This is a genomic window from Cytobacillus sp. C11.1 (assembly GCF_058145115.1).
Map to the genome: position 1 here is coordinate 39259 of NZ_CM176935.1, position 13798 is coordinate 53056.

11 protein-coding genes and 1 pseudogene are annotated in these 13798 nt (G+C 42.0%); 3 read left to right on the plus strand and 9 right to left on the minus strand.

What is annotated here, in order from left to right; translation table 11 throughout:
• Positions 1 to 17 precede the first annotated feature (17 nt).
• Positions 18 to 524 (minus strand): DoxX family protein, encoded by a 507-nt coding sequence (locus AC3ZVC_RS00195; RefSeq protein ID WP_490065733.1) that lies wholly within the window; start codon positions 522 to 524, stop codon positions 18 to 20.
• A gap of 627 nt (positions 525 to 1151) precedes the next feature.
• On the opposite strand from AC3ZVC_RS00195, the gene AC3ZVC_RS00200 reads away from it, so the two are divergent.
• Together AC3ZVC_RS00200 and AC3ZVC_RS00205 are read left to right on the plus strand one after the other, a co-directional pair.
• Positions 1152 to 2213, plus strand: coding sequence for a M20 family metallopeptidase (locus AC3ZVC_RS00200; RefSeq protein ID WP_490065734.1), 1062 nt, complete (start codon positions 1152 to 1154; stop codon positions 2211 to 2213).
• A 74-nt stretch (positions 2214 to 2287) separates the two neighbouring features.
• Positions 2288 to 2956, plus strand: a complete 669-nt coding sequence (locus AC3ZVC_RS00205; RefSeq protein WP_490065735.1) for a vWA domain-containing protein — start codon at positions 2288 to 2290, stop codon at positions 2954 to 2956.
• A 102-nt stretch (positions 2957 to 3058) separates the two neighbouring features.
• Here the strand turns inward: AC3ZVC_RS00205 and AC3ZVC_RS00210 are convergent, their stop codons facing one another.
• From AC3ZVC_RS00210 to AC3ZVC_RS00245, 8 genes and pseudogenes are all read right to left on the minus strand, one after another.
• On the minus strand, positions 3059 to 4894 hold the full coding sequence (locus AC3ZVC_RS00210) for an ABC transporter ATP-binding protein (RefSeq protein ID WP_490065736.1): 1836 nt from the start codon (positions 4892 to 4894) through the stop codon (positions 3059 to 3061).
• Positions 4887 to 6618, minus strand: a pseudogene (locus AC3ZVC_RS00215) (ABC transporter ATP-binding protein). The gene AC3ZVC_RS00210 and the pseudogene AC3ZVC_RS00215 overlap by 8 nt, the downstream one beginning before the upstream one ends.
• A 231-nt stretch (positions 6619 to 6849) precedes the next feature.
• Positions 6850 to 7830 carry a glycerophosphodiester phosphodiesterase family protein gene (locus AC3ZVC_RS00220; RefSeq protein WP_490065737.1) on the minus strand — a complete coding sequence of 327 codons (981 nt, stop codon included), beginning with the start codon at positions 7828 to 7830 and terminating at the stop codon, positions 6850 to 6852.
• Positions 7831 to 7945: 115 nt separating this feature from the next.
• On the minus strand, positions 7946 to 8656 hold the full coding sequence (locus AC3ZVC_RS00225; protein WP_490065738.1) for an ABC transporter ATP-binding protein: 711 nt from the start codon (positions 8654 to 8656) through the stop codon (positions 7946 to 7948).
• On the minus strand, positions 8649 to 9422 hold the full coding sequence (locus AC3ZVC_RS00230; RefSeq protein WP_490065739.1) for an ABC transporter ATP-binding protein: 774 nt from the start codon (positions 9420 to 9422) through the stop codon (positions 8649 to 8651). The genes AC3ZVC_RS00225 and AC3ZVC_RS00230 overlap by 8 nt, the downstream gene beginning before the upstream one ends.
• Positions 9394 to 10371: a branched-chain amino acid ABC transporter permease gene (locus tag AC3ZVC_RS00235; protein ID WP_490065740.1), complete on the minus strand. Its 978-nt coding sequence runs from the start codon at positions 10369 to 10371 to the stop codon at positions 9394 to 9396. Before AC3ZVC_RS00235 ends, AC3ZVC_RS00230 begins: the two co-directional genes overlap by 29 nt.
• A 12-nt stretch (positions 10372 to 10383) precedes the next feature.
• Entirely contained in the window at positions 10384 to 11259 is an 876-nt protein-coding gene (locus AC3ZVC_RS00240) for a branched-chain amino acid ABC transporter permease (protein ID WP_490065741.1), read from the minus strand.
• 103 nt (positions 11260 to 11362) lie between these two features.
• Positions 11363 to 12517 carry an ABC transporter substrate-binding protein gene (locus AC3ZVC_RS00245; protein ID WP_490065742.1) on the minus strand — a complete coding sequence of 385 codons (1155 nt, stop codon included), beginning with the start codon at positions 12515 to 12517 and terminating at the stop codon, positions 11363 to 11365.
• 277 nt (positions 12518 to 12794) lie between these two features.
• On the opposite strand from AC3ZVC_RS00245, the gene AC3ZVC_RS00250 reads away from it, so the two are divergent.
• Entirely contained in the window at positions 12795 to 13712 is a 918-nt protein-coding gene (locus AC3ZVC_RS00250; RefSeq protein WP_490068766.1) for a proline dehydrogenase family protein, read from the plus strand.
• Positions 13713 to 13798 lie beyond the last annotated feature (86 nt).

Consider the following 13798-nt stretch of genomic DNA (forward strand, 5'->3'; position numbering starts at 1 on the left):
GCTTCTTCTCTTTAGATTCAGTGATTATGGGCTTCTCTTTTACCGATGCCGTGTCCGCCTTTTTTCATCATCATCTTGATATATGGGATTGCAAATCTATCAACGCCCCAGAAATACGCGCCGCTTCCTGTAAAGAGAAGGATGATTGCTGCAGTATATAATATTGGATTTGTGCTTGTAGTTCCTGCCATTAAGAAGTTAAGGTTCATAAATGCTCCTGCGATTAAAGCCGGGATGGTTGCTGCGCCAAGGATAAGTCCAATACCAACAAGCATTTCGCCCCATGCGACTAAAAAGCTGAATAAATCTGCGTTAGGCACTGCTACACTTTCAAGGAATCCTGCATACCAGGCCTGAACTGCAGGATGGTCTCCGCCTGCTTTTGCAATTGCACCCTGCATAAATCCGCCTGCATCAAATCCATCTGCTACTTTATGCCACCCTGCTTCAAGCCACTGTATGCCAAGCCAAATTCTTAATATCGTCCACGCTGCTGCCGCTTGCGGAGTTTTCCACCATTTCATGATAATCATCTCCATATTTTATATTGTGAAGTTATTCACATGTTTAATAAAAAATTTTTAACCCATATTGGGTTTTTAAAAGCCGGCCAGCTCTTTGGAAGAAAGGATATAAGCGAACCATTTTGTGAAATGCTTCACTATCTTTCTTCACTTTTAATATACTCCTTCTAACGTCATTCTGCAATGCACTTCACCAATTCTTCACAAATATTGGGCTAAGTTTGATCAAGTTGTGAACAGGCCATTATCCAAAAAGATGTGGATAATGTTAATAAGTTGTATAACTGCTTTCACCGCGGTATATTACACATCCATATGGGTGTTAATAAAATTCTGTGGATAATCTCGCTGATTTCTGTGAATAGTGTTGATAAGTTCGTGGATCTCTTTTAAATCAGTCTTTAATATGTTGATAAATACGTGAATAAGTAAAAGATTAAGGAACCGAGCTTTGGTTCCTTTTTTAGTATTAAAATTTATTTCTTAGAATTTAGATAACTATCGCCTTGAAGGGAAGTTCTTCTTCTAAAAGTAATTTTTAAAAGTACGATTTCTTCTGCCCAAAGCCGGGAATAGGAATGATATCTATGCAAAACTTATTCAGATACAAGGAGGACCTTTTAAAATATGCTGGAGAATGTATTGAAGGATCTCATTTCAATTAACAGCTCAACCAAGGAGGGGGCAAACCGGGCAATCGAATATTGCCATCAATGGCTGTCAGGCCAAGACCTCCCTTCTGAATTGATTGAAAACAACGGATATAAAATGGCTGTCTGCGAAATTGGAAGCGGCGATCAAACCGTTATCTTTAATGGCCATGTCGATGTTGTTTCGGGAAAGGATGAGCAATTTATTCCTGTGGAAGTTAGAGATAAAATTTATGGACGCGGCGCAGCAGATATGAAAGCAGGTGTTGCTGCAATGATGGGTGCGGTTAAAGAACTTCATAAGAAGCCAATAGGCGTGAAAATACAGCTTCAAATTGTATCAGATGAAGAAATTGGCGGGTTTAATTGTTCCGGCTATCTTGCAGAGCAGGGTTATCGCGGAGATTTTGTCATTTGTTCCGAGCCTACACAGCTGGGAATCGCGCTGGAAGCAAAAGGGGTTATCAGGCTGGATATTGAAATTGAAGGTGATCCTGCACATGGAAGCCGTCCTTGGGAAGGAGTCAATGCAATTGAAAGAGCCTTTAAAGTTCATCAAAAACTGCTGAAATTGCCTTTTGCAAAAGAATCATCCGAGTTTTATCCATATCCATCTATTAACCTGGCTAAAATAAATGGCGGTGATGTATATAATAAAGTTCCCGAAAAATGTGTGATATCCTATGATATCCGCTACCTGCCAACACAGAATCATGAAGACGTCATCAAACAAATTGAAGGTATTACAGATGGCGAAGTAATCGTTAATATGTTCAGTAAACCGCTTATTACTGAAAGGAACAACCCTTTCATCTTAATGCTCGAACCGATCGTCGAAAAACATACCGAAACTAAAGCGGTGTTCTTTGGTCAGCATGGTTCTGCGGATACGGTCTTTTTCGCCAATTACGGGATACCAGCAATCGAGTTTGGCCCTTCCGGCCTAAACTGGCACGGTGATAAAGAATACGTTCTTCCCCATTCTATTCATTTATATGAAAAGATGCTTATTGACTTCGCAATGAGGTTTTCAAACTAAGAAACATCTTGGAAGCTTTTAATTTCTCATTATGGTAAATTTTAGATACGAATATTTACTTGAGGAGAGATATTATGGGGTCTATAAGTTTATTAAAAAAGTCTGCTGGAGTCATACTGGAGAAAAAGAATTTAAACAATGTAACTGCCAGAGTCGGCCTTGTTCTGGATATTTCCGGCTCTATGCGGCGGCTATATAAAAACGGTACAGTACAAAAGGTTGTCGAAAGAATCTTGGCTGTTGCCAGCCAATTTGACGATGACGGCGCATTAGATATTTGGGTTTATGATCATGAGTTTTCCCGGCTGAAGCCTGTAACAGAAAATGACTTTGAGGATTATGTGGATCAATACATTTTAAATAATGATCTAATTCATAAATTCGGCAGAAATGATGAACCTCCTGTTATGGAGGATGTCATTCATAAATACACGGTCGAAGACCCTAGCAGAGACCCTGCCTTTATTGTTTTTATCAACGATGGAGGCTGCAAAAGAACCATAAAAAAACCAGTTGTTTCATCTTCGGATAAACCGCTATTTTGGCAATTTGTCGGGATAGGAGATTCCAACTTTGAAGTATTGGAAAAGCTTGACGAAATGGATGGCCGTTACATTGATAATGCAAACTTTTTCCATATTAAAGATATTGAAACCATATCAGATAACGAGATTTATGACCTATTACTGGCTGAATTCCCGGACTGGCTAAAAGAGGCAAAGGAAAAAAAGGTCATTTTATAGAGACGCAAAAGCGGATTTGATTCTTACTCAAATCCGCTTTTTATTGGGGTATACCGTGCTTCCTGTCTGGCATCCACCGCAGCCGCTGGATCCGAACGCCATTCAGGCATGCGCCTCCGCTGCAGCTTTACCATGCAGCTGATAGTAAAAGCCCTCCTGCTTGAGAAGCGATTCATGCGTACCTTCTTCAAGAATACACCCCTCTTCAAGTACAAAAATCTTATCTGCATTTTGAATGGTATTTAAGCGATGGGCAATGACGAAGCTGGTCCGGCCCTTCATCAACTCCTGCAGGGCGTCCTGGATTTTTAGTTCTGTCACAGTATCAATGCTGCTTGTTGCCTCATCCAAAATCAAAATGCCAGGATTAGCGAGGAATGCCCTAGCAATAGATAAAAGCTGTTTTTGCCCCTGGCTGATACCGCTTCCGTCCTGGCTTAAAACGGTGTCGTATTGCTGGGGGAGCTTCATGATGAATGAATGGGCGTTGGCGAGCTTTGCAGCTTTCACCACTTCTTCATCTGACGCCTCCAGCCTTCCGTAGCGGATATTTTCACAGACCGTACCCTTGAATAAAAAGGAGTCCTGCAAGACAAAGCCCATATTCTTCCGCAGACTTTCTTTTTTCACAAGGGAGATATCCTGGCCGTCTATTAAAATGCTTCCTGTGTCCAGCTCGTAAAAACGCGAAAGTAAATTGATCATAGTTGTTTTCCCCGCACCGGTCGGACCTACGAAAGCAGCCGTCTGTCCAGCTTTCACATGGAGGTTAACATTCCTAACCGTATTGCCATCCTCTTCATATGAAAATGATACATTGCAGAACTCGACATCTCCTTTAATATGCGAGAGCTCTTTAAGATTCTCTTCATTCTTAAACTCTTCCTCTTCGTCCAAAATATCAAATACCCTCTCAGCTCCGGCAATCGCAGACAGCAGCGTGTTAAATTGGTTTGCCAGGTCATTCAACGGACGGGTAAATTGGCGGGAATACTCGGTAAATATGACAATGACACCAATCGAAATCATACCGTTTAGAGCAAAAACGCCCCCTATCCCCGCAATGATGGCAAAGCTAAGGTTATTTAGGACATTCATTAGCTTCGGAATAAACCCTGAATAGGTCTGCGCCCAAAATCCCGCTCTCCTAAGCTTTTCCCCTTTTTCTTGGAATTCGACAATGACTTTCTTTTCCTGTGAAAACGTTTTAATGATTCTTTGTCCTGATATCGTTTCTTCAATAAAACCATTCAGCTCACCCAAATTTTTTTGCTGTTCCTTGAATAGTTTTCCTGTTCTTTTTGTAATCCATTTCATACCAAGAAACATTAAAGGAACAATAATGAGGGTGATCAGCGTCAACAGCGGACTCAGCCACAGCATCACTGAAATTGTGCCAATTAGGGTAAGCAAACTGGAGAACACCTGGATAACCGAGCTATTCAAGGTAGAGCTGACATTCTCGATATCATTGGTAACCCTGCTCATTAATTCTCCTTGCTGCCGTTTATCAAAGAATGGAATCGGCAGCTTATGCAAATGCCTGAAAAGCTTTGTTCTCATCGTAAAAACAGTCTCTTGAGCAATGCCGATCATCCAATAGTTCTGAAACCAGAGGGAAAGCGAGTGAAACACATAGATCACTGCCAGCCCTGCCAGCAAGGAGATAAATCCATCGCTATTTCGTGTGACAATATATTCATCAATGGCCACCCCTACTAAAAAAGGGCCTAACAAAGCCAATGCGGAACTGATGAGCACCATGAGAAGAACAAGGAACAACAAGCTCTTTTTATATGAAAGAAAGGTCCAAATCCGCTTTAGAGTCTCACCCATATTTTTTGATTTTGATTTTGCCTTTTTATCTGGTGAAATCTTTTTGTCAAGCTGGAGAGGGATTTTTTTATATTGGAATGGTCTTTTCAGCTGTTTAAGCATAGTTTCTATTCTCCTCTCCTGATTGGGATTGGAAAATCCTTTTGTATAATCCAGATGTTTTAAGCAGGCTGTCATGATCGCCTTCAGCCAGCAGCTTTCCATCCTCCAGAAGAAAAATCCGGTCCGCTTCAATTGCGGTGCTGATTTTCTGCGTGATAATCAATGTCGTGCAAGTATACTCATTTAAAGCACCCAGCAGCTTTGCTTCTGTTTTCATATCCAACGCGCTCGTGCTGTCATCGAGCAGCAAAATTTTCGGCTTTCTCACAAGAGCCCGCGCAATCGACAATCTTTGTTTTTGCCCGCCGGATAGGTTAACACCCTTTTGCCCCACTTTTGTATCATATTGCTGGGGAAGCTTCATAATGGTTTCGTGAATTTGTGCATTTACAGCCGCTGCAGTAATTTCCACCATAGCCGCATCTTCCTTGCCCCATGAAATGTTTTCTTTCACACTTCCTGTAAAAAGCAAGGATTCCTGCGGCACGAATCCTACCTTCCTGCGAAGGTTCTCCATTTTCATCTCGCGGACATCATGCCCATCAATTTTAACTTCCCCCCCTGTTACATCATAAAGTCGGGGAATGAGCTGAAATAAAGAAGTCTTGCCCGCTCCTGTAGCCCCTAGGATGGCAACCGTTTCGCCCGGATTGATTTTAAAGCTGATATCTTCGAGAACCTTTTCAGCCGTTCCCGGATATTGAAATGAGACATTTGTGAATTCTATTTTTCCTGCATTGACTGTTAAATCTTTACGGGAGTCCGAAAGATCGGCCAAATCAACCTTTGTTTCCATTACCTCAGTTACACGATTTGCAGAGGCACGTGCTCTCGAAAAGGCCATAATAATCCAGGAGAAGATTGAAAAAGCAGCCGTTATCCTGGTCGCATAGTTGACAATTGCGACAACCTCTCCCACCTTCACATCAGCTGTATTGACCTGGATGCTCCCAAACCATAGTACACCCAGAATGGAAAGGTTCATGATCAAAAGCAGCACCGGCATAGTTACTTCCATAAGCCGCAATGCTTTGACTGTTCCATCTCTGGAGATCCTCATTGGTTCCTGTAAAACGTTTCACCTCATGCTTTCTGCGCACAAAAGCTTTTATTAAACGAATGCCTGATAAATTTTCCTGCATAACACTATTTACAGCATCCAGTTTTTCCTGAACCCCTTTAAACATTGCTCCGCCTTTACCCATCACCCAAAACAGGAAAAGAAACAGAAAAGGGGCCACTACCGATAAAATGAGCGCCAGTTTTACATTCACAACAAATGCCATCCCAAGACCGCCAATAATTAATAGCGGCGCTCTCATCATAATTCTAAGACTCATGAAGACTGTATTTTGCAGTTGTGTAATATCATTGGTCATCCTTGTAATTAGAGAAGAAGTAGGAAAGCGATTAAAATTGGCAAAAGAGAAGGATTGCACTTTTTCATATAAGCTTTTTCTAACATCAAAACCGAAGCTTTGGCTAACATGGGCAGCATAAAAGGAATTGATTACGCCTGCAGCAAAAGCGGCAAAAGAAGCTCCGACCATGATTCCTCCCCATTTCACAACCTCTTGAAGATCATTTTTCATAATACCGTTATCTATTATCTTTGCCATTAACAATGGCTGTATAAGCTCAACCACGAGCTCTGTCAGCATTAATAATAGAGCAACCGTCACCGCGACCCTGTACGGCTTTAAGTATGATAAAATCCTCACCATTCGTAGTCCCCCAAGCTGTAATTGCAAATTTTAATATATGTATAAAAAGTCATCTGAAATCCTTCGGTAAACTAAATAAAAGAATGCTATAAATATAATATCCCTTTTTACAAAATTTTTAAATAACTTAACTGTAAATAAATTAGAAAAGGGCAGTCTCCCTTAAACTCCTGTGTGAAGATGCCCAAGTTAACAGTCTATAAAAACAGAAAGCTTGGATTACTCCAAGCGTCAATTTCCCATATAGAGGGGTGCGATTAGATCAATCCGGTTTGTCCATATCCCACCGGAATAGCCAGCAGGAAGCCGTCCCAGATCTGCTGGTTTATCAAACCCTTCAGACCAGCCGCCATCGCCTGCAACCACGATGACATTTGTACCTGCTTTATCCATACGGTTTAAAAACTTATTAGGCCAGCCCCACATCCATTTTGAATAAGCTTCAGGGATATGCAGCTGCGTGTCTTTACAGGAATTAGGAATATATCCTGTCCAGCCAGCTGCGAGATAGGGCAAGAGACAGCTCTTCAGGGTTGCCTTTGACATCACGCGCATACCAGGCATTTTCTCCTGAAGCGCAGCAATAGGCTCATCTCCCCCATATACCGTTATTTCCTGCAGCCGGCTTTCCGGGAAATTCGAAAGATAGTCAGCAAGCTGCTTTCCTTCATTGGGATCATTGCTTTTAATATGGATTAAAAACTTGCCTTCCGGAAAATGCTTCATTACTTCATCAAGCGAAGGCATAAGCCCGGTTCCTTTTCCGCGAAACGGAAAAGTTTTTCCCTTATCGGCTGTATAGCTATATCCAATGTCGAGCTGTTTCAGTTCATTCATTGTATGTTGCCTGGTAACCCCCTGGCCATCTGTCCGGCATTCCAGTGTCCAATCATGAAAAACAGCAAACTGGCCATCTTTTGTTGGCTGAATGTCCAATTCTACTACATCAGCTCCGGCTTCAAATGCTGCTTCCATGGATGGAATTGTGTTTTCAATAAAAGGATGTTCAGGTTCATAAATTCGCTCTGCCGTACACGTATCCCCGGTTATACCTTCCATATAAAAGGTCTGTGCCATTCCTCTATGCGCCAGCAGCAAGGGCTTTTCTTGTCTTTCCTTAGTAAACAAGGAGCTGTTATTGGCAAACATAAACACAGCAAGAATTATAAGAAACAGGAACATTCGTTGAAAAAACATTTTAATCCTTTTCATCTGTCCTCCAAAATGGTTTCCTTAATATAAAATGATTCACGAATCGATTTTAACATAATCTTACCTTCCTAAATACAAAAGACCAAATCCGTAGATTTGGCCATTAATAAATAGATTAACTTGATTTCCGTCCCAGATAGGCTTCCATGATTCTTGGATCATTCAACAGCTCCTGGGAACTTCCTTCTGCTACGATTTTTCCGGTTTCCAGCACATATCCATAATCGGATATGCGCAGAGCTTGCCTTGCATTCTGCTCTACCAGGAGGACTGTTGTCCCAGCTTCATTAATTTCTTTTATAATTTTAAAAATATCAGCCACGATCAGCGGCGCCAATCCCATAGATGGTTCGTCAAGGAGAAGTAGCTTTGGCTTGCTGAGAATGGCTCTGGCAATAGCGAGCATTTGCTGCTGTCCGCCTGATAAAGTCCCCCCAAGCTGTTTCTGTCTTTCTTCAAGAATCGGGAACCTTTCCATTACACTTTTAATATCCCGGTCAATCTCATTGTCCTTTCGGTGGTATGCCCCCATTTCAAGGTTTTCGAGCACTGTCATCCCTGAGAGGATCTGCCGGCCCTCCGGAACAAGAGCAATTCCTTTTCTCAGCAGCTGATCAGGCCGTAGCCCCTTTACTTCCTCACCTTGAAATTCAATGCTGCCCTGCTGCGGTTTCAGAAGTCCAGATATGGTCTTCATGGTCGTTGTTTTGCCGGCTCCGTTTGCTCCAAGAATGGTGACAATGCTTCCTTCTTCCACCTCCAGACCAACGTTCTTAAGCACCTGGATTTTACCATAAAAGGCGGAAATGCCGTTTACTTTAAGCATACAGATCTTCCTCCTCGCTGCCGAGATAGGCTTCGATGACATCAGGGTTATTCTGAATGTCGGCCGGTGTTCCTTCTGCAATCTTCTTGCCGAAGTTAAGTACCGCAATGCGGTCACATAATTTCATCACAAGAGGCATATCATGCTCGATTAACAGCACAGTAATCCCCTGCTCCTGAATTTTTTTAATAAGTTGAAATAGTTCACTAGTTTCTGTTTCGTTCATTCCAGCTGCAGGCTCATCGAGAAGTAGAAGCTTGGGGCTGCTGGCCAATGCTCTGGCTATTTCCAATCTTCTTTGCTGGCCGTATGCCAGGCTGTCCGAGATTACATCTGCATATCCTCCCAAACCAACAAATTCAAGCAATTCATTTGCTTTGCGGCGGATTCTCTCCTCTTCCTGACGCTGGTTTTTTGTCCGAAAGACACTGCTTAAAACCCCTGATTTGCTCCTGCAATGCTCCCCTACCATTACGTTTTCCTCAGCTGTCATTTGCGGAAATAGACGAATGTTCTGGAATGTCCTGCAAATGCCTTTTTTCGTGATTAGATGCGGCTTCAGGCCATTTATGTTATCTCCGTTAAAAATAATTTCACCGGAAGTGGGTGAGAACATCGATGTAATCAAATTGAACATCGTCGTTTTGCCTGCGCCATTAGGTCCGATCAGTCCAAAGATCTCTCCCTTATTTATTGAGAATGAGACATCAGAAAGGGCTCTCAGCCCGCCAAAGTTTTTACATGCTTTTTTGACTTGAATTACCATGCTTTTGCCCCCTCTTTGACGTTTTCAGCTTGATCCAGTTTAAGATATTTACATCAATGAGCCCCTGAGGACGGACAGCCATCATGATAATGATGATTAATCCATAAATCATATAGCGGTATTCGCTTATAAAACGGAGCACTTCCGGCATGACGGTCAAGAATAGCGCCCCAAATACCGGTCCCCAAATAACTTCACTGCCCCCAAAGACTGCAAAAATTAAAATTTCGACTGCACGGTGATAAGCAAAATCAGCAGGGCTTATGTAAGCAAGCACATGCGCAAACAATGTGCCGGCAAATCCTGCTACTAATGCGCCTTGTGCAAACGCAAGAACTTTGTAATAAGTAATATTGATCCCCATTGACTCCGCTGCTTTTTCATCCAGCTTAATCGCTGCAAAAGCCCGTCCCACGCGAGATCGATTTTGTCTTCTGAAAAACATGACAATGCTGATCGTAATGAGTAATAACAGCAGGAAGATTGTAAGGAAAACGAATTGGTTGTTTTGCAGGCCGATCACCTTTGGATCGAAGCCAAAGCCTTTTAGTGTATTCAGGATTTCACGCCCCATATGCGGAATCCCTGATAAGCCAACTGCCCCCTTTGTCAGCGACTCCCAGTTAACAAAAATAACACGAATTACTTCTCCAAAGCCAAGAGTAACAATCGCCAGATAAACTCCCTGTAGCCTTAAAGTTGGAATTCCGATCATAATGCCGAACAAACCTGCCATTAAGGTTCCTGCCAATATCCCCACAATAATCGGTAGATCAAAATTCAGCGTCAAAAGTGCGGAAGTATATGCGCCGATCCCCATAAAACCTGCATTGGCAAGGGACAGCTGACCAGTTGATAGCGTAATATAAATGCTTACCCCTAAAATAATATTGATTAATATAAAGGAAGCAACCTGTAAATGATATGGATTGATTAATTCTGCTAGCATGGATTCACCTTCTTACGCTGAAATTTTTTGGCCGAACAACCCTTGTGGCCTAATGAGAAGTATGACGATAATGGCCACAAATGCGATTGCGTCCTTGTAGCCGGAATTGCCGTAGACCACAACAAAGGTTTCTGCTAATCCTAGGATCAGCCCCCCTGCCATTGCACCTTTGACATTTCCCATACCGCCTAGAATGATGATGGCAAGTCCTTTCAGCCCTATGGACAATCCCATTTGCGGCGTAACAGAGTTAAAAGCCATCCCGACCAGGATGCCTGCAATTCCTCCCATAGCCGATGCTATGATAACAGTCATCGTAATCGTTCTTTTTACATCGACGCCAAGAAGGCTTGCTGTTTCAAGGTTTTCAGCAGTAGCCCTTAACGCCTTGCCTGCCTTTGTTTTGCCAAGCCAAAAAGAAAGTGCGTACATAAGAATGACAGATATGATAAAGATGACAATCTGCACAAGGTATACGGTTATCGATCCGATCTGGAAGCTTATTTCTGCGAATGAAGCCCGGAATGGATGATTGCCTGGACCAAAGAGATGATGAGACAGGTTTTCCAGTAATATTGAAACACCGATTGTACTGATTAATGGCGCTAAATGTGAAACACCTTGTTTGCTTCGCAGCGGCCTTAGAGCAAAACGTTCAAGCATATACCCCATTGCAGCTGTAACCAATATAGCTGCAAGGAAAGCGAGCCAAAGCGGCCCTTTGAAGGTAGCAGTCACCACAACACCGATAAAGGCGCCAAACATAAAGATTTCTCCGTGTGCCATATTAATAATGCCAAGCACTCCAAAGACTAATGTGAACCCAAGTGCAACGATTGCATAAATGCTGCCCAGGGTTATTCCGTTTATTAATTGTTCCACTAACAAGGCTATCCACCTACTATCATTTTTTATATAAAGCTTGGAATCTCATTTTTAAAAGTAAAGCTCTGGCACTTTTTGGCGCCGGAGCTTTACTTGGAAACCTTTATTATTCAAAAACCTTGAAAGCTCCATCTTCAATCACCAAGACAGTTGGATCCATTACGACATCCCCTTCTTCATCAAAAGAGAACTCACCAAGGATTCCATTAAAGCCCTGGATTTCAGCCAATGCGTCCCGGAGAGCATCACGGTCATCTTCACCGGCATTTTTCAATGCTTCTGCCATAATGTAAAGCGCATCATAGGCCTGAGCTGCGAATTGGTCTGGCTTTTTGCTGTATTCTTCTTCATATTTGCTTACAAAATCCTGAACCTTATCATCTTCTTTTTCACCGTACCAAGGTGTTGCCACAATTAGCCCATTTGCTGCATCACCTGCGATATTGATTACTTCAGGTGAGTTAAAGCCGTTTCCACCTACAAAAGGAACATCAATCCCCATTTTGCGGGCCTGGTCCATAATGACTGCCCCTTCGTTATATAGAGCAGAAGCCAAAATCAGATCCGGATTTAAACCTTTAATTTTTGTTAACTGTGCATTATAGTCGGATTGTCCTTTCTGGAAAGTTTCAATCGTTAATATTTCGAGGCCCTTTTCTTCTGCAGCCTTTTTCATCGTATCAAAGCCCGATTTTGTAAACACATCATCATTTCCATATAGGATTGCAACTTTTTTAGCATCATATTTTTCAATCGCTTTGTCGATTGCAGCCGGAATGGCCAATGCTTCAGGAAGCGAGTTGCGGAATACATATTCCCCGATTTGCGGGATGCCTTCTGCTGTAGTCGATGTTCCCATGATTGGCACTCCGTTTAAATCTGCTTCAGGGCCGACTACATTCATTTCTGTACTTAATGTAGGCCCGATAATGCCTGTCACATTCTCTGAATTCATCAATTTTTGAGCTGCTGTCAAAGCTTGGTCCTGCTTGCCGGCTGAATCTTCAATAACAAGGTTTATCTCTACCTCACCTTTGCTGTTAATCTCTTCCTGCGCTAGTTTTAAGCCGTTTGTGATCGCTTCCCCATAAGCTGCTCCAGGTCCGCTGATATAGGAAATGACTCCAATATCCGCTTGGACTGCTCCTCCGCTGCTTTGCCCCTCTTTATCCCCTGCAGTCTGGTTGCCGCCGCATGCAGATAGGACCAGCAAACTGGACAATGCTGTAAATTGGGCAAATTTCTTAAATTGTTTCTTCATTTGTTAACCCCCGTTTTTCAGAAATAAATAAATATTCAAAACTATATTACTATTTAAATACAAAAGCTTGGCAATGTAAATAATAATATTGAAACTTTTCTTACATATTATTTTTAAATCTATATCGGCATCTCGGCAGTTTGGAAAATCTCACCTTCTATTGTCTTCTATCAACAAAAGTTAGCCAAAATCTTTGTTTTTCCGGAACATTGCCGGTACTTGTCACAGAATTGTAAGATTAATCTAAAGATATAACCTAATGGAGGTGCCTGATAAAATGGAAGCGATTACAAGAGACTTCTTTCTATTTTTATCTAAAAATAGCTTTTTAAATAAACTTGCCCAAAACAGAGGCGGAAGTTTTGCGGCAGGTAAACTAATAGGCGGTGTGGATTTTAAAAGCAGTGTCCGCTTTATAAGGGACTTGAACACTCAAGGACTTTTGGTAACTGTTGACCATTTGGGGGAATTCGTTGATTCTGTTGAGGTGGCGAATGAACGGACAGAGGAATGTATCTCTACTATTGAAATGATTAGCAGAGAAGGTTTGGATTCGCAGGTATCCCTTAAAATGACCTCCCTCGGTCTGGATATTGATCATGATCTCGTTGTTAAAAATATGACTAGAATCCTAGACACAGCTGAAAAGCACAATATTATGGTTACGATTGATATGGAGGATGTTCCCCGCTGTCAGGCAACGATAGATTTGTTTAAGCAATTTAAAGAAAAATACAGTTGCGTGAGCACGGTTTTGCAGGCTTACTTATACAGAACTGAAAAGGACTTGCAGGATCTAGGCAAGTATCAGCCTTTTTTACGGCTTGTAAAGGGAGCATACAAGGAGTCACCTGAACATGCCTTCCCTGAAAAGAAGGATGTGGACGAGAACTATAAGAAGCTGATTGAACAAAGCCTGCTAAATGGAAATTATACGGCAATAGCTTCTCACGATGGCCAAATCATAGAGTATACAAAATATCTGGCGAAAAAGCATAACATTCCAACTGACCGTTTTGAATTCCAGATGCTTTATGGCATGAGAAATAAAACCCAGCTGGAATTGGCCAAGCAAGGCTATAGAATGCGCGTTTATGTGCCATACGGCATGGACTGGTACGGCTATTTCATGAGACGGATGGCTGAACGCCCAGCGAATATCGCCTTCGCTTTCAAAGGTATTTTTAAAGGATAATTCTCTGGAATTATTTTTTCTTTCAAAATATTAAAATCCGGATAAAAACAAAAAACTATTTTAGACAATACAATTGCAAGATTTCC